This window comes from Streptomyces sp. NPDC038200 (genome assembly GCF_055600785.1).
The window spans coordinates 16,593-37,271 of sequence record NZ_JBVJYH010000016.1 but is presented as its reverse complement, the minus strand read 5'-3'; the positions used below and the strand labels follow the sequence as shown (position 1 = coordinate 37,271).

The window sequence follows — 20,679 nt, the reverse complement described above, 5'->3', positions numbered from 1 at the left end:
CACCACAACGCCTCCGAATGGCCCGGCTCTCCGCGCGCCCGGCCGACGGCGCACGAGTGGCCGGAGCCTCGGCTTCCCCGATGCGGTACGGGTGCCCATCGGCTCCGTCGGGGCTTCTCCCGTCCCAGGTGCTCATCGCCGGACTGTGCGGCCGTCCTCGGTCCGTGCGGCTGCCCACAGTGCGATCTGGATGCGGGAGCGCAGGCCCAGCTTGTCGCGGATCCGGTCCAGGTGCGTGGCGACCGTGTGGATCGACAGGCCGAGCCGGGCCGCGATCTGCCGGTTGGTCAGCCCTTCGGCGACGAGTCCGGCCACCGTGGACTCCCGTGCCGTGAGCCGGAGCCGTTCGTCGGCGGCCCGGACACGGCTCCCCGTGCGGTCCTCGCCGCTGCCGACCCCGAGCGCGTACGCGACCAGCCGCTCCCCGCACAGCCCGCGGGCACCGGCGACGGCGGCCTCCTGTGCCGCTGCCGACAGCCGTGTCCGGGCACGTGCCGCCGCCTGTTCCATCCTGTGCCGCCAGGCGGCCTCGGGCTCGGTGTCCAGGCGGCGCCGCGCCTGCGCGCTCGCCTCGTACAGCCGTAGCGCGCGCTGCGGGTCGCCGCTCTCCGCGGCCACGAGAGCCATGCCCTCCACGGGGTACAGGGCATGGAAGCCGGCCTCCGGAACGATCCGCAGCACCTCGGCGAACAGGCTCTCGGCGCTGCGCAGGCGCCCCAGGGCCAGTCGTACGGCCCCCGCGGTGTGCAGCGCGGCCGCGGTCCGGGGCCACGGCGCCTGCTGTCGCAGCACGGGCAGACACCGTGACATCAGTTCGTCGGCCTCCCGTTCCCCGCCGGCCTGCAGCAGGGCCCAGGCCAGGTGATGGGTGCACCAGGCGGTGTCCTGCGGCCGGCCGGTGGCGGCGACGACCTCCAGGCACTCCCGTAGGTCCGCGACGGCCTCGGTGAACTCCCCGCGGCACAGTCGCGCCGCCGCCCGCGCGTCCAGGGCGTTGGCCAGTCCGGCGGCGTCACGGCGTGTCCGCTCGCTCCGCACCGCCTGCTCGCCCAGCCGCAGCGCCTCGTCCGGATCGGCCTGCTGGCAGGCCACGCGTGCCGCGAGCGCCGGCACCTGGCCGCCCAGCGCCCGGCCCTCGGCTCCGGTCAGCACTCCGGTGAGCAGCGCACGGGCGGCCGACGGCTGTTCCTGCTGGTAGTGCACACGCGCCAGTTCCAGTCTCAGCCGCGCCCGTACGGCATCGCCGTGGCCGGCGCTCTCCGCCAGTACCGAGGCGAGATTGTCCCGTTCCCCGGCGAGCGGGCTGCGGGCCTGGTCGGCGAACACGTCCCCGGGGCCCCGGCCGGCCAGTTCGGTCAGCCACGCGAGCGCCCGGCCCAGAGTGGCGCGCAGTTCGCCGGATGCGCGCAGCCGGTCCATGGCCCAGACACGGATGGCGGTCAGCTGCCGGAAGCGTGCGGGCGCCGTCTCCCCCGGCAGACGCACGACGAGGGACTTCGCTTCCAGGGCGCACAGGATGCGGAAGACCTGCCGTCGGTCCAGGCCGTCACCGGCGCAGACCGTTTGCGCGGCGGCCAGGTCGAAGCCGCCGACCAGGACGGAAAGGCGCCGGAAGACCGCCTGCTCGGCCGGATCCAGCAGCCGATGGCTCCAGTCGACCGCTGCGGCGAGGCCACTGTGGCGTGCGGGTCCGGTTCGGTTCCCCCGGGTCAGAAGGTCCAGCTGGGAGAACTGGTCGTCCAGCCCCGCCAGGATGTCGCTCGGCGTGAGCGCACCGGCGTGGCGGGCCGCGAGTTCGACGGCGAGCGTCAGCCCGTCCAGGCGTCGGCAGATCTCGGCCACCAGGTGGCCGTTGCCGCGATGGAGTGTGAACCCGGGGCAGTTGCTCGCGGCGCGGTCGACGAAGAGCCGTACGGCGTCGGACCGCATGAGGGCCGTCACGTCGTCTCCGGCGTCGGCCGGCGGCAGGGACAGTTCGCCGACCCGGAACACGGTCTCTCCGGGCACTCTCAGGGCTTCCCGGCCGGTGGCCAGGATCCGCAGCCGGGGGCAGCGGCCCAGCAGGGTCACCGCCAGCCGGGCGCACGGCTCGGCCAGGTGCTCGCAGTTGTCCAGAATCAGCACCCGGGAGGTGTCCCCGATCTCCCGGACCAGGGCGTCGACGCCGGTGCGGCCCGCTCGTTCCCCCGCTCCCAGCGCGGCGGCCAGGGACTGCGTCAGCAGTGCGCCGTCCTGGAGGGAGGCGAGTTCCACGAGGTCGACTCGTGCGAAGCGCTTCGGTAATCCCTTGGCGAACTCCAGCGCCAGCCGGGTCTTGCCCACACCGCCCGTGCCGGTCAGCGTGAGCAGGCGCGCGTTCCTCAGGAGGGTGCGCAGCTCCGACAGTTCGTGCTGCCGGCCGACGAAGGAGTCGAGCGCCGGCGGCAGGTCGCTCCCGGCGGCCGTCGGGACCGCGGGCGTGGTATCCGAAGCCGCCCGTCGCCGCAGCGCCCGCTGCCGGCAGGCGCTGGAGCAGTACCGAGCCGGCCGGCCCCCGTGCGGCCGCACGATCAGCGCCGCCCCGCACACGTCACATGTTCGACTCCGGCTCATCCCCGATTCCTCGCCGCGCCGCCCCGGTGGGAAACCATCGCCTTCGGCCTTGTGTCTCCGCGGGCACCGCGCCGGTCGGCTTCGGCGGGAGCGGCGGGGCCGGGGCCCGACCGAGGCGGAGGGACCCTCACATGACCGGTTCTCCGTCACGCGTGCGGTGGCCGGCACCGTGGCGGAGCCGGCCACCGCGGGTGCTGGGGTGCGTCAGGGGGTGGCGGCGGGGTCGATGCCGAGCACGACGGTTCCGGTCACTCCCTTGCCCAGGTCGCTGCCCGCCTGGGTGAGGGTCAGCAGGGTCGAGGAGCCGCCGTTGCGGTAGATGCCGTCCCGTGCGTTGAGCGTCCGGGTGGCCGTGTTGTTCCGGTACGGGGACAGGGCGGCGATCCTGGTGTTGTACGTCTCCGGGAAGTAGAGCTGACCCGTGTGGGACACATGGCCGCCGTGGTACGTCCCGTTGGACACGGTGCCTCCCCCGTGCGTCTTGACGTGGATGTGGAGGGCCCGGCCGACGTACCAGCCGGGGTAGACGGTGGTGAACTCCGCGACACCGGCGGAGTCGGTCAGCTGTACGCCGCGCAGGAAGGTGGTGTCCGGGGTGGAGCCTCCGGCGACATAGCCGGAGTAGATCCCTAGGGCGTCGCAGTGCCAGATGTCGACGGCCGTCCGGGGCAGCGGGGCGCAGGTCGTCGCGTCGACCACCGTCACGCGGAGGGTCAGCGGGACGCCCGCCTTCCCCTCCGTGACGTCCTTGCGGACCGTCTCCAGGTCCAGGTAGTACGGCCCCTCGGTCTGCTCGGGCGTGAGGACGCAGGCGACGGCCGGCCGGGCCGCGGCCTCGGGCCCGGGTCCGGTGGCGGCGGTCGCCCGCGTGCCGGCGAGACCCAGCGCGGCCACACCGAGGGTGGCGCCGCCCAGGGTGGCTATGACGGACCTGCGGGTGGCACCTGCGGGGACGCCCGACGGCTCGTCGGCGCGCTGCGGTTCCGCGGTGTTGTGGTGGGGGATGTCAGTCATGGTGTGAGCATGGCGCCGGTGACGTTCCATGGGATCGCACGGACGACCCACGAAGCCACCGCGTGACGAAACCCGCCGCCGGTCGCGCGCGAGCCGTTGCGCCCACACCTGTACCGCGTGCGAGCCGCTGCGCCCACCGGTACCGCGCGCGAGCGGAGGCCCGGCCTGCCCGGACCGGATCCGCGGCCCCGCCGCCGCGTGTGTCCGTTCGCCGCCGCGCGGCGCTGCCGCCAGTTGCGCGGCGCTGTACTGCCTTGGGCTGAGATCCCGTGCGGCAACAGGGGATCCGTGGCACGAGGAGCCACAATCCTGATCACGGCCGTTTCGCGGGGGTGCCCAGAAAGGACAGGTCATGGATGCCAGGCTCGCCCTCCGGATCCGGACGTTCCGGGACACCGGTCAGGTCAGCCCGCAGGTGGCCGAATTCGTCACCGCCGAACTGGAGGCACTGGCCGCCGAGGGGGCCACGGTCACCGAGGACACCGCCGGCATGCTGACCAGCCATCTCATGATGGCCCTCACCCGGTTGCTGGACGGCCGGGCGGTCGAGCGGTTCGCCACCGACGGGCAGGTCGCCTCGGAGCTGGACGGCCACCCCGAGGCGGTGTCCCGGGCCCGCTCCGTATCCGCGCGGGCTCAGCGCACGCTCGGCGCCGCGCTCCCCGAGTCCGAGATCAACTTCCTGGGCCTGCACCTCGCCGTCCTGGCGCGGTACTCGCCCGCTTCCTGACCCCCCTCCGCCCCCTCTCTCACCTTCTCCACGTCTCCCCTCTCCCCTCGCCCCCCTCTCCCCTCTCCCCTCGCCCCCCTCTCCCCTCTCCCCTCGCCCCCTCTCCCCTCTCCCCTCGCCCCCTCTCCCCTCGCCCCCCTCTCCCTTTCCCCGGCCTCTCCAGCCTCTTCAGCGCACGAGAACAGGACACACCATGGCGAAGATCCTCACCGGCGGCGTCGGCAAGGTCGAGGTCGCCCGGACCGTCGACGAGCTGGCCCTGGGTGGCGTCGAAGTCAGCGTCTCCAACGACATGGACGCGGCCGTGAAGCTGCGGGCCGGCCAGGCCGACTACTTCCTGGGTACCTGCCACACCGGCGCCGGCGCCTCTCTGGGTGTCCTCGTCGGCCTCCTGGGGCAGCAGAGCTGTCACACCTTCGGCCGCTCCGTCCCCACCGCCGAGGAGGTGCGGGACCTGCTCGTCGGCGGCAAGAAGGTCTTCGGCTTCGCCGTCGACCAGATCGATCTGATCGCCCCCGTCCTCGTTCACGCCATCGCGGCCAGGACCGCGACCGCGTAGAGCCCACCGGCGTACCGCGCATCACGAAGGCCCGTCACCGTGCACCCATCGGCGCTCCTCGCCTCCGGCGGCCCCAGTTCCCTCCACCTCACACCGCTTCAGATCGCGCTCGTCGTGGCGGTCTGTGCCCTGTCGGCGCTGCTCGTCAACATGGCGGTCGCCGTGTTCCACGACGGCGTGCGCCCCTTCATGCTCGACCACCGGCAAGGGCGGATGAAGCGCCGGGAGATCACCCCGCTCGCGTTCAGCCTCTCCGCGGGCTTCGTCTTCGGCCTGGGTGCGCCGATGGCGTTCTCCACCGGAGTGCTCAACCCGTGGATCCTCTTCCTTCCCACGGACGTCCTCGGCCTGCTGGCGTCCAGGCGATGGATGGCGCTCGTGCTGGGTGCCGTGTGGGCGTTGCTGGTGGTGTTCGGTCTCTCCCAGGCGACACAGGCGGCGCAGGCGCTGCCGGTCGACTTCCTCACGGCGATGCAGTCGCTGTCCGACCCGGTGATGTATCTGTTCGCGTTCTTCCCGGCGGTCGCTGTCGCCTACCAGTTCGGCAGGGTGCGTGGTGCGCTCGCCTTCGCCGTCGAGGGTGTTCTGATGCTCGCCTCCGCGCACCTCTGGAAAGGTGTCTTCCCCGGCGCGCTCTCCATGGCCGTCGGGATGCTGCTGCTCGTGGGGCTCGCCGTCCACCGCGACCTGGTGAACCGGCGCGCGGCACGCGAGGAGGCACGGGCCCGGGGCGCCGAGCCGCCGGTTCCGGACACCTCTGCGGCCGATTCCCTCTTCGGCGCCAACGCCAAGCGCCTCCGCACCCACCTGCCGTGGCTGATGGCACTGGGCGGTCTGGTCGGAACGCTGTGCGCGACCGGCACGTTCGCCGGTGGGGAAGCCACCAGCTACCTCGTGCAGCACGGCGACATGGTCAATGCGGCCCAGGTCGACTTCTACCGTACGTTCGGCTTCATTCCGCTGATCGGTCTGACCTCCCTCGCCTCCGGCACCTTCGCGACCAACGGCGTCAACTTCGTGTACGCCGTGGGGTACCTCGCACCGAACGTGATCGTCGCCGCGATGGCCGGAGCCGCCGTCTTCACCGTCGAAGTGCTGGCACTGACACAGTTGGGAAGGTTCTTCGCCCACGTTCCCTCGGTCCAGGACGCCGCCGACCACATCCGGCATGCGATCAACCAGGTACTGGAACTCGGGGTGCTGTTCGGCTCGATCCTCGCCGGCATGCGGATGGGCGGCGGGACGGGGCTCGCCCTGGTCGGAGGCATGTACGTACTGAACGAGGCCATGGGCCGGCCCGTGATCCGGCTGGCCGCGGCGCCCGTCGCCATCATCTGCACCGGGCTCCTGCTCAACGTCGCCTCCTGGTGCCACCTGTTCACACCGCTCGAGGGCTGAGCGATGGCGACCACCGAGGAACGCCACTCTCCGACGCCCCGGCGACGCCCCTCCCCCTCCCCCTTCCCCCTCCGCATCCGCACCGTCACCGGCCCGGTCTCCCCGTCCTGCGTCCGCGGCCCGGTACTCGCCCACGAACACCTGGCTCTCGACCTCAGCCGGGACACCGATCCGGACGCGGTACTGGTCCCCGCCACGCACGGCCCGGACGTCGTCGCCGAACTGACCGATCTCCGCGAGGAGTTCGGCCTCGCCCTCGTCATCGAGCTGACCTGCCGGGGCATGGGGCGTGACCCCGGCGCACTGGCCCGCATGTCCGCCGCGTCGGGAGTCGCGGTGGTCGCCGGCACCGGCTGGTACCACGAGCGGTTCCACCCGGCCGAGCTGGCCCGTGCGGGGGTCGAGGAACTCACCGCCGTGCTGGTGGGCGAGATCGACCACGGAATCGGATCCCTCGCCGTCCGGCCCGGAGTCATCGGTGAGGTCGGCAGCCACGGCGCACAACCGGACGAGCCGGAGGCGCGGGTCCTCGTCGCGGCCGCCCGTGCCGCCGTGGCCACGGGGCTGTCGGTGGCCACCCACGCGCGACTGGGCGTGGGCGGCCCGGGCCAGCTCGACCTGCTCGTCGGCGCGGGCCTGCCCGCCCACCGGATCAGCATCGGGCACCAGGACCTGCTCGACGACCCCGCCGTCCACCGCGAGCTGGCCGCGTCCGGCGCCTACGTCGCCTTCGACACCATCGGGAAGCGGGACTACCAGAGCGACGAAACCCGGCTGCGGCTGCTGATCGCCCTGCTGGAGGCCGGGCACGCCGACCGGGTACTGCTCAGCTGCGACATCTCCCGGCACCGCTACCTCCTGCGGGAAGGAGGCCACGGTTACGGACATCTGTTCCGCTCCTTCCTGCCCGGTCTGCGCGCACGGGGCGTCGACGACGAGCTGATCGACCTGATGACCCGCCGCAATCCGCTGCGCTTCCTGACCGGAGCGACGGAGGGAAGGGAAAGCCCCGATCCGACGGATGGCGGGACGTGACCGGCCGGACGGAAGCGCGCGACGCGATGGACGGCAACAACCTGACGCGGGGGATGGACGGAGCTGGGATGCACCGAATCGACGCCGGTCTGCCGCAGACCTTCCCCCTGCCCACGGTGCCGTTGCGGGACGCGACGGCCACGCAGTTCCGGCTGCTGGAGTGCACCGCGCGCCACTTCGAGGGGCAGCAGCTCTTCGCGACCGACTCGGGCGTCGTGCCGGGCCTGGGCCGGCCCCGGACCACGGCGAGGGTGGAAGCCGTCCTCGCCGACTTCTTCTCCTGCGAGGCCGCGGCACTCGTCCAGGGCGCGGGCACCGGCGCCATCCGCGCCGCCCTCACCGCCGCGGTCCGCTCCGGGGATCCCCTGCTCATCCACCGTGCACCGGTCTACCGCAGCACCGAGGTCACGCTGCGCGGGTTGGGCGTGGAGACGGCGGAGGCCGACTTCAACGACCGGCAGGCACTGGACGCGGCCCTCGCCTCGGCGCGCTTCTCCTGGGCGTACGTCCAGCACACGCGTCAGCGGCTGGCCGACTCCTACGATCCGGCCGAGGTGCTGGCCGCCTGCCGGTCGGCGGGCGTGCGGACCATCGTCGACGACAACTACGCGGCGCTGCGGGTTCCCGCCTGCGGTGTCGAACTCGGCGCCGACGCCTCGTGCTTCTCGCTGTTCAAACTGCACGGCCCGGAGGGCGTGGGCGTGGTCCTGGGCGCCCGCGACATCGTCGACCGGGTCCGTGCCGACAACTACTCCGGGGGCGGTCAGGTCCAGGGCCACCAGGCACTCGACGCGCTGCGTGCCCTCACCCACGTGCCCGTGATGTGGTCGGTGCAGTCGCAGGTCACGGCCGATGCCGCGGGGCGGCTGGCCGCGGGGGAGGTGCCGGGTGTCGCCGAGGTCCGCGTCGCCAACGCGCAGGACCGCTGTCTGCTCGTACGTCTGGACCGTCCCGTCGCCCGGCATCTTCCCCCGGTCGCGGCCCGATACGGTGCGGCGCCCTATCCGGTGGGCTCCAACTCCCGCTACGAGGTGGCCCCGCTGTTCTACCGGTTGTCCGGCTCGGTGCTCGACGACGCCCCGGCGCTCGCCGACACCACCGTGCGGATCAACCCCATGCGGGCCGGCGCCGACCTGGTCCTGGACATCCTCCGCCGCTCGCTGACCGACCTGCACCAGGGCAAGGACGACTGATCGTGTTCCTCGACACCGTGCTCACCCGCAACCCCGGGCTCGTCCGCACCGCCGCCGCGCTGCACCACCGGGGCGTGATCCCGCCCGACACCTACGTCATCGACCTCGACGCCGTGGAAGCCAATGCGCGCCTGCTCGCCGCGGAGGCCGAACGGCTGGGCCTGACCCTGTGGTTCGTGGTCAAGCACGTCGGACGCAACCCCGAGCTGATCAAGGCCATCGCCCGGCACATCCCCAAGTACGCGGCCATCGACGCCCCGGAGGCGCGCGTCCTGCACGCGGCCGGAGCAGCGGCCGGGAACGTCGGCCACCTGGTCCAGATCCCGGGCCGCGCCCTGGCCGAGGTCCTCGCGTGGCGCCCGGAAGCCGTCACGGTCTACGACGTGGCCAACGCCCGCGCCGTCTCGACGGCGGCCGAACGGCTCGGCGTCGTCCAGGACGTGCTCGTCCGTCTGGAGGGCTCGCCCGGCGTGGTCCACCCGGGGCAGGAAGGCGGAGTCCCGCTGAGCGGACTGACCGCCTTCGCCGCGGAGGTGGAACGACTGCCCGGCGTGCGGATCGCCGGCGTCACCGCCTTCCCCTGCGTACGGTGCGACCCGGACTCGGGCACTCCGCGGCCCACGCCCAACTTCGGTCTCGCGCTGACCGCCCGTGACATGCTCGCCGCCCGCGGCCACACGCGCCTCAAGCTCAGCGCCCCCAGCGCGACATCGGTGGCCTCCCTGCCGCTGCTCGCGGACCTCGGGGCCACGCACGCGGAACCCGGCCACTGCCTCACCGGCACCACGCCCCTGCACGCGGTGGACCCGCATCAGCCGGAGCAGCCGGCCTACGTCTACGTCAGCGAGGTCGCCCACACCCTCGCCGACGGCCGTCCGGCCCTCCACGGCGGCGGCTTCTACCCCCGGTCCGGTGTCAGGGACGCCCTGCTCCCGCGTACGGGCGTGCGGCTGGGGGTGCAGGCGGCGCCCGCCGAGAACATCGACTACTACCGGACACTCGAGGCACCCAGGGCCCCCCGGGAGGCGCGGCTCGGCGACACCGCCGTCCTCGCCTTCCGTACGCAGATCTTCGTCACACGCAGCCATGTCGCTGTCGTGTCCGGACTGTCCCACGGCGAACCGCGGAGCGTCGGCCTGTACGACGCTCTCGGCCGGGCCGTCTGAGGAGCGCGCTTCGTGACCAGGACCGTCATCGTCGTCGTCGACGGCTTCGGCATCGGTGCCATGCCCGACGCGGGCACCCTGCGCCCGGGCGACCGGGGAGCCGACACCTGCGGGCATGTCCTCGACCACTGTCGGTGGGCGAACGGCCGGCCCCTGCGGCTGCGGGCGTTCGGCGCCCTGGGGCTCGGCCTGATCCATCCGCATCCGGATCTCGCGGACCGCGCCTGTCTGCCGGCGGCCGTGGGCCTCGCCCCCCTCGGCTATCCGGGCGCCGACACCTACGCGGGCCATCAGACCATGATGGGAGCCGACTTCAGCGAGGTGACCGTGGCCCCGCTGAGCGACCATCTCGACGAGGTCGCCGGTGCCCTGCGTGCCGCCGGGCACTCGGTGGAGCCGCTGGACGGCAAGCCGGTGCTGACGGTGGACGGAACGGTCCTCGTCCACGACAACCTGGAGGCCGACCCGGGCGTCAACTGGAACGCCTCGGGGCGCCTGGAGGACACGTCCTTCCACCGGATCGTGGCGATCGCCCGGACGGTCCGGGCGATCGCCCCCGTCGCGCGGGTGATCGCGGTCGGAGGTCACGCGGATGCTCCGCTGGCCTCCTTCGTGCGTTTCGGGGACGGCGGAACCGTCGGGCTCGACACCCCCGCGTCCGGTTTCTACCGCAACGGCGGCCTGGAGGTGCGGCACCTGGGCGCGCCGCTGGACCACACCCGGCAACTGCCGGATGTGGCGGCTCGCGCCGGGATCCCCGTGACGCTGGTCGGCAAGGCCGCGGACATCCTCGCGTGCGAGGCGGCGGTGCGCCGCCCGGGGGTGCGGACCGCCGATGTCCTCGCGCACACCCTGGGCGCCACCCGCGCCGGCAGGGACGCCCTGGTCGTCGCCAACGTCCAGGAGACGGATCTGGCCGGACACCAGCAGGACGCCGCGCGCTACGGCGCCGTCCTGGAACAGGTCGACGCGGGGCTGGGCGAACTCATCGCCCTCCTGGACGCGCCCGGTGACCGCCTCATCGTCACGGGTGACCACGGGAACGACCCCACCATCGGGCACGCCCACCACACGCGGGAATGCGTGCCGGTGCTGATGCACCGGCCGGAGTCCGCCGGTCCGGAGTTCCTGCCCGCAGCGGCCGGCCTCGCCGACGTGGGCGCGACGGCCGCCGCGTCGTTGGGGCTCGACCCGGCCGGGCTGGCGAACGGGTCCGCGCTGTGGCCGAGGGGAGCCGCGGTCGGACGGGCAGTCCCCTTGGAGCCCTCGGAGCGAACGGGACCGACCGCACGGGCGGCGTCCACCGCAACGGCGTGGCCTGCCGGCTCGTAGGTCAGGTCCCGGGGTCGCGCCGGGCAGCGGGTCCGGGCAGGGAAGGGGGCCGGCCGGAGGCCGGCCCCCTTGACGCGGGAGCTGCTGTCACCACCCCCAGTCGCCGTAATCGTCATCGTCGTCGTGGTGGTAGTAGCCGCCGTGGTCACCGTGGTCGTCGTGGTCGCCGTAGCCGCCATGACCGCCGTAGCCGCCGTGGTCGCCGCCGCCGTAGCCGCCGTGGTCGCCGCCGCCATGACCGCCACCGCCGTGACCGCCACCGCCGCCGTGACCGCCACCGCCATGACCGCCACCGCCGCCGTGACCGCCACCGCCGCCGTGATCACTCACGAAGTCGACAGAGGCGATGGAGTGACCGAGCTGGGAGTGAGCGTCCACCGAAGCCGGTGCGGCGGCGGCAGCCGATGCCGCGGCGCCTCCCAGGGCCAGGACGAGTCCCGCAACGGTGGCGAGAGGCCGGGTAAGAGTACGCATGGTGCATCTCCTGGAATGGTGCGAAGCCGGGCTGGTGTCAGCGACACGCGAAACGGGGTCCGATCGGACTCCCGCATGCCCGTTTTATTACTTTCCTTCGCATTCCACGGTGCTCCCGAGGGGAGGGCGGAACAATCAGGCAAGCTGGAAGCCGCCTTACCGGCTAGCTGCCATACCCGCCACGCGCCCCCGCCCCGACGTGCGCTTCCACATCCGGCCGCCCATCGAACTGGCATTCGATGCGAGATCCGGCGGTGGGGCGCTCCGCTGCTCCGGCCGTCCGCCGGTCCGGGACCGATCGGTTCCGGACCGGTCCGGGTCCCCGAGGGGGCTTGCGCAGCAGGCCCTAGGTGTATTGACCTGAAGCGTTGTTCACGCGGCTGATCGGTGGGTGGCCGCCGAGTGCGGTGTGGCAGCGGTGGTGGTTGTAGGTGTGGAGGAAGTCTGCCAGGGCTTCGGTCCGCTCTTGGTTGGTGGTGTAGGGCCGCAGGTAGACCCATTCGTCGAGCAGGGTGCGGTTGAAGCGTTCGACTTTGCCGTCGGTCTGCGGCCGGTAGATGCGGGTGAGCTTGCCGACCGCGCCGAGGTCGGCCAGTGCCTGCCTCCAGGCGAAGCTCTTGCGGCAGGGCCAGGCGTTGTCCGTCAGGAGCCGTTCGATGCGGTCGATGCCGCAGGTGGCGAAGAAGGCTGCGGCCCGGCGGAGGAAGCCGGCGCAGGTAGCGGCCTTCTCGTCCGGGTGGATCTCGCTGTAGGCGAGCCGGCTGTGGTCGTCGACGGCGGAGTGGACGTAGTCGAAGCCGACACTGCTTCGCCGGGCCCGGCCGGCCTGTCGGCCCAGGACTTTGTGGCCGCCGCCGTCGTGGATCCGTCCGAGATTCTTGACGTCGACGTGGAGGAGTTCGCCGGGCCGGTCGCGTGCGTAGCGGCGGATGGGCTGGCCGGTGGGGCGGTCCAGGAAGGCCAGACGGTTCAGGCCGTGCCGGGTGAGGATGCGGTGCCCGGTGGAGGCGGGCAGGCCCAGGATCGGTCCGATGCGTGCCGGGCCCAGCTTGCGGTCCTGTCGCAGCCTGCAGACGCGGGCCTCGGTGGCGGCCGCGGTCCGGTGCGGTGTCCTGCGGGGACGGCTGGACCGGTCGATGAGTCCGCGCTCGCCCTCGGAGCGCCAGCGGCGGATCCACTTGTGGGCTGTGGGACGGGAGATGCCCATCTCTGCGGCGACGTGGACGACGGGACGGCCGGAGCGGACACGCTCGACGAGCAGTCGCCTGCCGTGGACGGTCAGCCGGGCATTACGGTGGGACACGAAGGCCTCCGTGCGGTGAAGATTCGACACCTCCACCACACACGGGGGCCTTCGCCACGATCAAGACCGGCCCGCGTTAACAACGCTCGTGATCAATACACCTAGCGCCGGAGCAGGCCGCGGTGGCGGTCCGGATTGACCACCGTGGACAGGCCGTTGAGCAGGAGGCGGGTGCCGCCGCGGAGGTGGGCGACGTCCTGGCTGCCGTCCCCCGTGGGCACGAGCCAGGTGTACTGCTCGGTCCAGGTGAGGCGGGAGCCGGCGGCCTCGTCGGACAGTTCGACGGTGACGAGGGAGATCCAGCGGCGGCTGCCGTCGACCTCGGCCTCGTAGACGTAGACGATCCGGGTGTCCGGCACGATGTCCAGGAACCGGGAGCGGTAGGCGAGGTGCTGCCGGGTGTCGCCGGAGACGAAGACGTTGCGGGCCCTCTCCCCGCCGCCGACCCGGAAGTCCAGATCGTGCTCGGCGGTGGAGGAGCCGCCGGGGAGGCGGAACCAGCGGCGCCGCAGGGACGGCTCGGCGAAGCCGCGGAAGACCTCGGCCCGCGCCACCGAGAAGTCCAGGTCTACGGAGAACGACCCGTGCAGCGCGGGGATTGTCGGGTCAGCGGCCGGGGCACTGCCCGACTCCACCTGCGTGGGGTGACCTGCGTCCATTGGATCAACCTAGCACGGGCGGGATGCCCGGTCGGGGCGCTGCCGCGCGCCGGTCAGAGCCAGCCGTCCAGTGACTTGAGGAAGCCGTCCAGGTCGTCCCGGTGGATGCAGTGACCGGTGTCCGGGACGTACGTCACCTCGAACCCGCGTCCGCGCAGCCGGTCGGCCAGTTCGTCGGGGACGAGGTGGTGGTCGCCGGCGCCCTGGACGAGCGAGGGCACCTCGGCCCGCGCGGGGATCAGGTCCCGGTCGCTGCGCAGCCACTCGATGGCCCGGACGTCCCAGCGGGCGTACCCGGCCAGCTCCGCCTCGATGTCCTCGGGCAGCCAGCGGGGGCACAGCTGCCGGATGCTCTCGGCGGTGGCCGACTTGGTGGCCTGCGCGAACTCGTGCACTTCGTCGACCGACTTGACGCCGAGCTTCCAGGCCGGGTCGCTGTAGACGACCTTGGCCGGGCGCAGGCCGGGTACGGCGAGGGCGAGCACGGGTGCGCCGAAGGAGTGGGCGAGGGCGAGGTCGACCCCCTCCGGGACGGACTCCACGAGGTCGGCCGCGAGCAGCTCGGGGGTGTACTCGTCGGCGTGCGGGCTGTCACCGTGGCCGCGCAGGTCCGGCATGATCACGCGGTAACCGCGCTCGGCGATGAGCGGCGCCACGCGGCGCCAGGTGGTCGCCGACGACATCACGCCGTGGACGAGCAGCACCGTGCGATCGCCGTCGCCGACCTCGTGCAGTGCGAGCTTCATGATCGGGGTGTCCTTTCGACACGCGGGGTGCGAGCGGGGGTGCGGTCTCGCGGTTGTCAACGAGCGTGGACCAACGGGATGTGGTCGACGAGCGGTTGCCGTCAGGTGGCGGTCGTCGTGACCAGTTCGAGCAGGGCCTTCGCGGCCAGTCGGTACCCCATGGAGCCGAGGCCGACCACCACTCCGGAGGCCAGCGGCGCGATCACGGACTCGTGGCGGAACTGCTCGCGTGCCCACACATTGCTGAGATGCACCTCGATCCAGGGCTGCGGGTACGCGGCGAGCGCGTCGCGCAGGCTCCAGCCGGCGATCATCAGCGCACCGGGGTTGACGATGGCGCCGACGGTGTCGAAGTGGTGCCGGTGGATGTCGCGCACCAGGTCGCCCTCGGAGTCGTGCTGGAGGGAGAGCACCTCCCAGCCCGCGCCGCTCACCTCGGCGGCGACGGCCTTCTCGATGTCGGCGAGGGTGTCGGTGCCGTAGATCTCGGGCTCGCGGCGGCCGAGGATGCCCAGGTTGGGGCCGTTCAGCAGAAGCAGCGTGCTCATGGGGTCACCTCGCTGTTCGGCGAGCCGGGCCGTCCCGACTCGTGCCGGGTGCGGTCCGGGCCGGAGTCGTCGTCCTTCAGGGCGAGTTCGGCCTCGGCGAGTTCCTCGGCGCGGGCCATGGCGACCCGCAGGACGGGCGGCGTCATCAGCGAGGTCACGATCGCGACCAGGATGATGATCGTGTACGCGTCGGTGTCCAGGACGCCGAGACGCAGGCCGGTCATCGCCACGACGACCTCGACCACGCCGCGGCAGTTCATGCCGGCCCCGAGAGCGAGCGCCTCCCAGCGGTTGAGGCGGCTGAACCGGGCGCCGAGGAAGGCGCCGGAGAACTTGCCGATGACGGCGACGGCGAGCACGGCGACGGCCGCGCCGAGGACGTCCGGGTGGCGCAGGCCGGTGAGGTCCATCCGCAGCCCGGCCGTGGCGAAGAACAGCGGGGCCAGGAAGGACAGCACGCTGGTCTTCAGGGGTTCCAGCTTCGCCCGGTCCAGGTCCTTGCTGGTGCCGACCAGCACACCGCAGACGAAGGCGCCGAAGATCGCCTCCAGCTTCATGGCCTGGGTGGCGGCGGCGCTGAACAGGACCATGACCACCACCGTCATGATCGTGGGTGCGGCGCCCTCGGCCCGTCCCGCCCAGCGCAGCGCGGCGCCCACCAGCGGGCGGCCGATCAGCAGGGCGAACAGCACGACACCGACCGGGTAGAGCACCGAGGTCACCACGACGCCCGTGGTGAGTCCGGCCGTGGCCATCGCGGACACCACGGACAGCAGGAACCAGCCGACGATGTCGTCCACCACGCCGGCGGAGAGGATCAGCTGGCCGATGTCCCGGTGCAGCAACTTCATGTCGAGGAGCGTCTTGGCGATCACCGGGATCGCGGTGACGCACATCGCCACGCCGAGGAAGAACGCGAAGACCTTGGAGTCGACGCCGTCCGGCATCAGGACACCGCTGAGCGCGAAACCGGTGCCGATGCCGAGGCCGAGCGGCAGCACGAGTCCGGCGATGCTGACCCGGGCGGCGGTGGTGCCGCGCTTGCGGACGAGGCCGAAGTTCAGCTCGGCGCCGGTGACCCCCACGAGGAGGAGCACGCCGAGCTGCCCGGTCGCGTCGAGCAGGTGCATCTGCTCCGGCTGCTGCGGCAGCAGCCAGCCGGAGAAGTCGGGCAGTGTGTGCTGGAGCACGGACGGGCCGAGCAGCATGCCCGCGCACAGCTCGCCCACGACCGCCGGCATGCGGAAACGCTCGGCGACCCGGCCCAGGACGAGTGCGAAGAGCAGGAGGAAGGAGATCTGGAGGAGGAAGACCAGGAGTGAGTGCGGGGCCATGGTGGGCACCGGATTGGCGAGCGTCACGGGCTCTTCCCTCGTCGGAGAGGTTCGGTGGGGATCAGCGGGTGGTGTCGGCGCCCTGGGCGTGCAGGCTGCGCGCCAGCAGCGCGACTACCTCGGCGCTCCGCTCGACGTGGAAGAAGTGGCCGCCCGGGAAGACGTGCACGTCGGTGGGGCCGGTGGTGTGCTCCTCCCAGGCGTGTGCCTCGTCGAGGGACGTCCGGGGGTCGTCGTCGCCGGTGAGCACGGTCACCGGGCAGTCGAGCAGCCGGCCGGGGTCGTGCCGGTAGTTCTCGATGGCGGTGTAGTCGCTGCGGATCGCCGGCAGGAACATCGCCAGCACCTCCGGGTCCGCCAGGACGGCCTGGTTGGGGCCGCTGAGCGTGCGCAGCTCGGCCAGTACCTCCTGGTCGGTCGCCGCGTGCACGTGCTCGTCGCGGTACCGGGAGGGGGCGCGGCGGCCGGAGGCGAACAGCCGTACCGGCGAGGGCAGTCGGGCCTCCTGCATGCGCAGGGCCACCTCGTAGGCGAGGACGGCGCCCATGCTGTGCCCGAACAGGGCGAGCGGCCGGTCGTCCAGATGGCGCAGGGCCGCGAAGATCTCGTCGGCGTAGTCGGGGATGTTGTCGATGCCGGGTTCGTGCCGGCGCGTCTGCCGGCCCGGGTACTGGACGGCCAGGACCTCCACCGCGGGGCTGAGGGCCGTGGCGACCGGGAAGAAGAAGCTCGCCGAGCCGCCGGCGTGCGGCAGGCAGACGAGCCGTACCGCGCTGTCCGGCGAGGGGCGGAAGACGCTGACCCACTTCTCGAACTGTGCCGTTGCTCCAGGCATGCCGAATGGCTCGCTTTCACGTCGGAAATCAGCGTCTTGTAAGGGACTTCGGCAGATTAGGCCGAGCCGGTCGGGGGCCGGTATCCCTCAACCTGATAGCCCGGGCCGGATTCCCGCCGGAGCCGGTCGCGGGACCCGTACGCTCACCACGAGTCACCCGAGCAGGACCCGTCAGCCAGGCAGCACCGAGGGGGTTCCCATGTCCGATGTGTCACCGAACGGCGTGCCGGCGTCCGGTAGTTCACCGCAGACAGGACCGGAGACGGATGTGCTCGTCGTCGGGTACGGACCCGTCGGCTCGGTGCTGTCCGTGCTGCTGGCCCAGCGCGGCTGGCGGGTGACCGTCCTCGAACGCCGCCGGCGGCCGTACACGCTGCCCCGGGCGACGAGTTTCGACGGGGAGACCGCCCGGCTGCTGGCCGGCACGGGCGTCGGCGGGGGGCTGGCCGGGATCACCGAACCGGGCACCGGCTATCGGTGGCGTACGGCGGACGGTGAGACGCTGCTGGACATCGAGTTCACCACCGAGGGCCCGTACGGCTGGCCGGACGCCAACACGATGCACCAGCCCGCGCTGGAGGAGCTGCTCGCCGCCCGTGCCGCGCGGCTGCCCGGGATCACGGTGCTGCGCGACCGACGGGTCGTGGACGTCACCGACGGCCCGGCGGGGGTGACGGTGACCGCCGAGGACGAGGAGGGCACGGTACAGACGTTCGCGGCGCGGTGGGTGGTCGGCTGCGACGGCGCCAACAGCTTCGTACGGGACCGGATGGGCGTGTCCGTCACCGATCTCGGGTTCTCCTACGAGTGGCTGCTGTGTGACGTGGAGCTGCGCGAGCCGCGGGAGTTCGTGCCGACCAATGTGCAGCTCTGCGATCCGGCCCGGCCCACCACGCTGGTCGGGAGCGGGCCGGGGCACCGGCGCTGGGAGTTCATGCGGCTGCCGGGCGAGCGGGCGGCCGACCTGAACCGGGAGGAGACCGCGTGGCGGCTGCTGGCGCCCTTCGGCGTCACCCCGGACACCGCCCGGCTGCTGCGCAGCACCACGTACATCTTCCAGGCGCGGTGGGCCGACGACTGGCGGGCGGGGCATGTGCTGCTGGCCGGCGACGCGGCCCATCTGATGCCGCCGTTCGCGGGGCAGGGCATGTGCTCGGGCGTACGGGACGTGGTCGGCCTGGCCTGGCGGCTGGACCTGATCCTGCGCGGGGCCGCGCCGGAGTCCCTCCTCGACAGCTACACGGAGGAGCGCCGGGCGCAGGTGCGGGAGTCGATCCTGGCGTCGGTGCAGCTCGGGCGGCTGATCTGTGTGACGGACCCGGCGGCCGCCAAGGAGCGTGACGCGACCGTGCTGGCGAACCGGCGCGGGCGGGGGCCGGGCCGGCCGGATCCGGCGCGGCCGATCACCTGCGGGCTGCTGCACCGGCCGGCCGGTGCCGACGCGGAGACCCGGGTGCCGCCGGCCGGTGAGGTCCTGCCGCACGCCCGGCTGCTGCGGCCGTCCGGCGGGGAGCCGCTGGAGGATCCGGTCACCCGCGGTTTCGTCCTGTTCACCAAGGCCGAGGCGGAGTGGGGCCTGCCCCCGGACCGGCTGTCGTTCCTGCGGGACCTCGGCGCCACGGTGCTCCGTCTGCGCCCGGCCTCGGCGTCGTACGACGGCACGGAGGGCACGGACGGCACGGACGGCACTCAGAGCGCGGTGGACGCGGACGGGGTGCTGCGCGGGTATCTCGACCGGTACGGCGCGACCGCGTTGCTGGTGCGCCCGGACTATCACGTCTTCGGCGCGGCGGCCGATCCGGCCGGGGTGACCGCGCTCGTGGACGATCTGCGCACCCGGCTGACCGCGCCGGCACCGGCCGCCGCGGTCCGCGCCGGCTGAACGGGAGGGCACAGCGCGGCCGCCGGGCGGGGACGGGCCGGGCCTCGGCCCCCTCCCCCGGCCGGATCCGGCATCGGCGAGCCGGACGTCCCCGCCACCCGGGAGGCCCGCCCGAGCGTTCCCGCGACCGCGGCAGGCGGGACACGCGGGGCCGCCCGGCCGCCGGAGCGGACGCGCGCGGGCGTTGCTGCCCGGCACCCGGCGAGCGCCCGTCCGGTCGGGGGGACGGGCGCTCGCCGGGTGCCCGTGCGGGCTGGGGGTCAGAGTTGCCGGGCGAGGAGGAGCGCTCCCCGCAGGGACGACAGGCCGCCCAGGCGGGCCGGGGCGAGGGGCGGGGCGGGGTGGCCGGGGCGGGCGAGGGTCGTCAGGTGGGCGGCCACGGCGTCCAGCAGGCCCGGGACGCCCGCGGCGAAACCCCCGCCGAGCAGCACGCGTTCGGGGTGGAGGAGTTCGCTGACGCCGGCGACGGCCGTCGCGAGGGCGTGGGCCGTCCGGTCCAGTGCGGCGACGGCCCAGGGGAGGTGGTCGCGCAGACCTGCCCGTAGCTCGTCGAAGGTGACGGGGGCGCCGCGCAGGCCGGCGGCGTGGGCGAGGGTGGCCGGGCCGGAGGCGGTCGCCTGGAGGCAGCCGCGCCGGCCGCAGACGCACTCGGGTCCGGCCCGGTCGACCACGAGGTGGCCGATCTCGAAGGAGCCCCGGGCGGGACCGGGGCACAGGGTGCCGTTCAGGACGAACCCGCCGCCCACTCCGGTGCCGACGCCGATGTAGAGCAGGTGGGGGCAGTCCGCGGCGTGCGACTCGGCGAGGGCACCGAGGTCACCGTCGTCCGCCCAGGCGACCGCCGCCCCGGGGAACAGCTCGCGCAGGGCGGGGCCCAGCGCGAGGCCGGTCCAGGCGGGGCGGCTGGGCCAGGCGGTGATCCGTTCGTCGGGACCGACGGTGGCGGGCATGGCCACGCCGACGGCCCGTACGTCCGTGAGCGCGGGGAAGGCTTCCAGGTGTGCGGCGAGGTCGGCGAGGTCGCGGCCGGCGTCCCGGTGCGGACCCCAGGTGAAGGACGACTCCTCGGTCCGGCCGTCCACGGACTCGGCCCGGAAGGCGACCTTGGTGCCACCGACGTCGATGCCGAGACGGCCCGGCGCCGCCACGGCGCCGGGCTGCTGGTCCCGGGGTGCGCGCACGCTCAGTCGCCCGGTACGGCGGGGCACAGCGCGAGCAGGTCGCTGGGCCGGCGCAGGACCGCGTCGGGCTTCGCGGCGAGGAGTTCCTCCTCGTCGGGGCCGACCCACAGGGCGGCGGCGGAGGCGACACCGGCATCGCGTGCGCTGACCAGGTCGGTGGGCGCGTCGCCGATCATGATGGCCTGCTCGGGCGGCACGTCCAGCAGCTCCAGCGCGCGCTGGACGATGTCGGGCGCGGGCTTGGGCCGGGGCACCTCGTCGGAGCCGATGACGTGCGCGAAGAACGGCAGCAGGCCGAGTCCGTCGAGCAGGGAGCGGGCCCGGTCCCCGGCCTTGCCGGTGGCCACGGCCAGCCGCAGGCCGCGCACCCGCAGGGTCAGCAGGAGTTCGAGGACGCCGTCGAAGACCTCGACGCGATGGGCGAGCCGGTAGCTCTCGCGGACGAAGGGCTCCTCCATCTCCGGCGGCAGCCCCATGATCCGCATGATGTCGGGGAAGTAGCGTCCCTGGTGACGCACATACTCCTCGAACGGGGCCGGGCCGTCGCCGACGACCTCCGCGTAGGCGACCGCGAAGGCCTCCCGCATGACCGCGAAGCTGTCGACGATCACCCCGTCCAGGTCGAAGACGACCGCCCGCCGAGGTGTCGTCAGGAGTCCGGCCGGGACGACGGGCCGGTCGGTCGAGTGGACTGTCAT

Annotated in this window: 19 protein-coding genes; 8 read left to right on the top strand and 11 right to left on the bottom strand. The window is 73.1% G+C overall.

The features are described from left to right. Positions 1–132 precede the first annotated feature (132 nt). Positions 133–2,592, bottom strand: coding sequence for an ATP-binding protein (locus tag ACZ7KF_RS28350; RefSeq protein ID WP_471080839.1), 2,460 nt, complete (start codon positions 2,590–2,592; stop codon positions 133–135). Between the two features lie 204 nt (positions 2,593–2,796). After that, positions 2,797–3,606, bottom strand: coding sequence for an intradiol ring-cleavage dioxygenase (locus tag ACZ7KF_RS28345; protein WP_471080836.1), 810 nt, complete (start codon positions 3,604–3,606; stop codon positions 2,797–2,799). Positions 3,607–3,958: 352 nt separating this feature from the next. Between ACZ7KF_RS28345 and ACZ7KF_RS28340 the strand changes: the two genes are divergently transcribed. The 7 genes from ACZ7KF_RS28340 (at position 3,959) to ACZ7KF_RS28310 (ending at position 11,019) form a co-directional block, all read left to right on the top strand. Then, the gene (locus ACZ7KF_RS28340; RefSeq protein WP_471080833.1) at positions 3,959–4,336 is read left to right on the top strand and encodes a transcriptional antiterminator; all 378 of its coding nucleotides are present in this window, start codon (positions 3,959–3,961) and stop codon (positions 4,334–4,336) included. Between the two features lie 193 nt (positions 4,337–4,529). Further along, entirely contained in the window at positions 4,530–4,895 is a 366-nt protein-coding gene (locus ACZ7KF_RS28335) for a DUF2620 domain-containing protein (RefSeq protein WP_471080830.1), read from the top strand. Between the two features lie 39 nt (positions 4,896–4,934). Then, positions 4,935–6,293 (top strand): YhfT family protein, encoded by a 1,359-nt coding sequence (locus ACZ7KF_RS28330; RefSeq protein ID WP_471080827.1) that lies wholly within the window; start codon positions 4,935–4,937, stop codon positions 6,291–6,293. A gap of 3 nt (positions 6,294–6,296) precedes the next feature. After that, the gene (locus tag ACZ7KF_RS28325; protein ID WP_471080824.1) at positions 6,297–7,328 is read left to right on the top strand and encodes a phosphotriesterase family protein; all 1,032 of its coding nucleotides are present in this window, start codon (positions 6,297–6,299) and stop codon (positions 7,326–7,328) included. Between the two features lie 68 nt (positions 7,329–7,396). Then, positions 7,397–8,521: an aminotransferase class V-fold PLP-dependent enzyme gene (locus tag ACZ7KF_RS28320; protein ID WP_471080821.1), complete on the top strand. Its 1,125-nt coding sequence runs from the start codon at positions 7,397–7,399 to the stop codon at positions 8,519–8,521. Between the two features lie 2 nt (positions 8,522–8,523). Then, positions 8,524–9,687 (top strand): alanine racemase, encoded by a 1,164-nt coding sequence (locus ACZ7KF_RS28315; protein WP_471080818.1) that lies wholly within the window; start codon positions 8,524–8,526, stop codon positions 9,685–9,687. Between the two features lie 12 nt (positions 9,688–9,699). Next, on the top strand, positions 9,700–11,019 hold the full coding sequence (locus ACZ7KF_RS28310) for a phosphopentomutase (RefSeq protein ID WP_471080815.1): 1,320 nt from the start codon (positions 9,700–9,702) through the stop codon (positions 11,017–11,019). An 87-nt stretch (positions 11,020–11,106) separates the two neighbouring features. On the opposite strand, the gene ACZ7KF_RS28305 is transcribed toward ACZ7KF_RS28310, so the two are convergent. From ACZ7KF_RS28305 to ACZ7KF_RS28275, 7 genes are all read right to left on the bottom strand, one after another. Continuing rightward, positions 11,107–11,493, bottom strand: coding sequence for a hypothetical protein (locus tag ACZ7KF_RS28305; protein WP_471080812.1), 387 nt, complete (start codon positions 11,491–11,493; stop codon positions 11,107–11,109). A 346-nt stretch (positions 11,494–11,839) separates the two neighbouring features. Beyond that, a complete protein-coding gene (locus ACZ7KF_RS28300; RefSeq protein WP_471080809.1) occupies positions 11,840–12,796 on the bottom strand; it encodes an IS481 family transposase in 957 nt (318 codons plus the stop codon). 101 nt (positions 12,797–12,897) lie between these two features. Further along, complete coding sequence (locus ACZ7KF_RS28295) at positions 12,898–13,455, bottom strand: SRPBCC domain-containing protein (protein ID WP_471080806.1); 558 nt, start codon at positions 13,453–13,455, stop codon at positions 12,898–12,900. 53 nt (positions 13,456–13,508) lie between these two features. Beyond that, complete coding sequence (locus ACZ7KF_RS28290; protein ID WP_471080802.1) at positions 13,509–14,201, bottom strand: alpha/beta fold hydrolase; 693 nt, start codon at positions 14,199–14,201, stop codon at positions 13,509–13,511. Positions 14,202–14,302: 101 nt separating this feature from the next. Continuing rightward, positions 14,303–14,749, bottom strand: a complete 447-nt coding sequence (locus ACZ7KF_RS28285; RefSeq protein ID WP_471080799.1) for a type II 3-dehydroquinate dehydratase — start codon at positions 14,747–14,749, stop codon at positions 14,303–14,305. After that, positions 14,746–16,110 (bottom strand): cation:proton antiporter, encoded by a 1,365-nt coding sequence (locus ACZ7KF_RS28280; RefSeq protein WP_471080796.1) that lies wholly within the window; start codon positions 16,108–16,110, stop codon positions 14,746–14,748. Before ACZ7KF_RS28280 ends, ACZ7KF_RS28285 begins: the two co-directional genes overlap by 4 nt. A 34-nt stretch (positions 16,111–16,144) precedes the next feature. Further along, a complete protein-coding gene (locus tag ACZ7KF_RS28275; RefSeq protein WP_471080793.1) occupies positions 16,145–16,918 on the bottom strand; it encodes a thioesterase II family protein in 774 nt (257 codons plus the stop codon). A 199-nt stretch (positions 16,919–17,117) separates the two neighbouring features. Between ACZ7KF_RS28275 and mhpA the strand changes: the two genes are divergently transcribed. Beyond that, entirely contained in the window at positions 17,118–18,800 is a 1,683-nt protein-coding gene (mhpA, locus tag ACZ7KF_RS28270; RefSeq protein ID WP_471080790.1) for a bifunctional 3-(3-hydroxy-phenyl)propionate/3-hydroxycinnamic acid hydroxylase MhpA, read from the top strand. A gap of 260 nt (positions 18,801–19,060) precedes the next feature. On the opposite strand, the gene ACZ7KF_RS28265 is transcribed toward mhpA, so the two are convergent. Beyond that, on the bottom strand, positions 19,061–19,981 hold the full coding sequence (locus ACZ7KF_RS28265; RefSeq protein ID WP_471080787.1) for an ROK family protein: 921 nt from the start codon (positions 19,979–19,981) through the stop codon (positions 19,061–19,063). Between the two features lie 2 nt (positions 19,982–19,983). Next, complete coding sequence (locus ACZ7KF_RS28260; protein WP_471080783.1) at positions 19,984–20,679, bottom strand: HAD-IA family hydrolase; 696 nt, start codon at positions 20,677–20,679, stop codon at positions 19,984–19,986.

Coding starts and splice junctions, on each gene's coding strand:
- ACZ7KF_RS28350 (WP_471080839.1), bottom strand. CDS start 2,592: ATGAGCCGGAGTCGAACATGTGACGTGTGCGGGGCGGCGCTGATCGTG.
- ACZ7KF_RS28345 (WP_471080836.1), bottom strand. CDS start 3,606: ATGACTGACATCCCCCACCACAACACCGCGGAACCGCAGCGCGCCGAC.
- ACZ7KF_RS28340 (WP_471080833.1), top strand. CDS start 3,959: ATGGATGCCAGGCTCGCCCTCCGGATCCGGACGTTCCGGGACACCGGT.
- ACZ7KF_RS28335 (WP_471080830.1), top strand. CDS start 4,530: ATGGCGAAGATCCTCACCGGCGGCGTCGGCAAGGTCGAGGTCGCCCGG.
- ACZ7KF_RS28325 (WP_471080824.1), top strand. CDS start 6,297: ATGGCGACCACCGAGGAACGCCACTCTCCGACGCCCCGGCGACGCCCC.
- ACZ7KF_RS28320 (WP_471080821.1), top strand. CDS start 7,397: ATGCACCGAATCGACGCCGGTCTGCCGCAGACCTTCCCCCTGCCCACG.
- ACZ7KF_RS28305 (WP_471080812.1), bottom strand. CDS start 11,493: ATGCGTACTCTTACCCGGCCTCTCGCCACCGTTGCGGGACTCGTCCTG.
- ACZ7KF_RS28295 (WP_471080806.1), bottom strand. CDS start 13,455: ATGGACGCAGGTCACCCCACGCAGGTGGAGTCGGGCAGTGCCCCGGCC.
- ACZ7KF_RS28290 (WP_471080802.1), bottom strand. CDS start 14,201: ATGAAGCTCGCACTGCACGAGGTCGGCGACGGCGATCGCACGGTGCTG.
- ACZ7KF_RS28285 (WP_471080799.1), bottom strand. CDS start 14,749: ATGAGCACGCTGCTTCTGCTGAACGGCCCCAACCTGGGCATCCTCGGC.
- ACZ7KF_RS28275 (WP_471080793.1), bottom strand. CDS start 16,918: ATGCCTGGAGCAACGGCACAGTTCGAGAAGTGGGTCAGCGTCTTCCGC.
- mhpA (WP_471080790.1), top strand. CDS start 17,118: ATGTCCGATGTGTCACCGAACGGCGTGCCGGCGTCCGGTAGTTCACCG.
- ACZ7KF_RS28260 (WP_471080783.1), bottom strand. CDS start 20,679: ATGACAGTCCACTCGACCGACCGGCCCGTCGTCCCGGCCGGACTCCTG.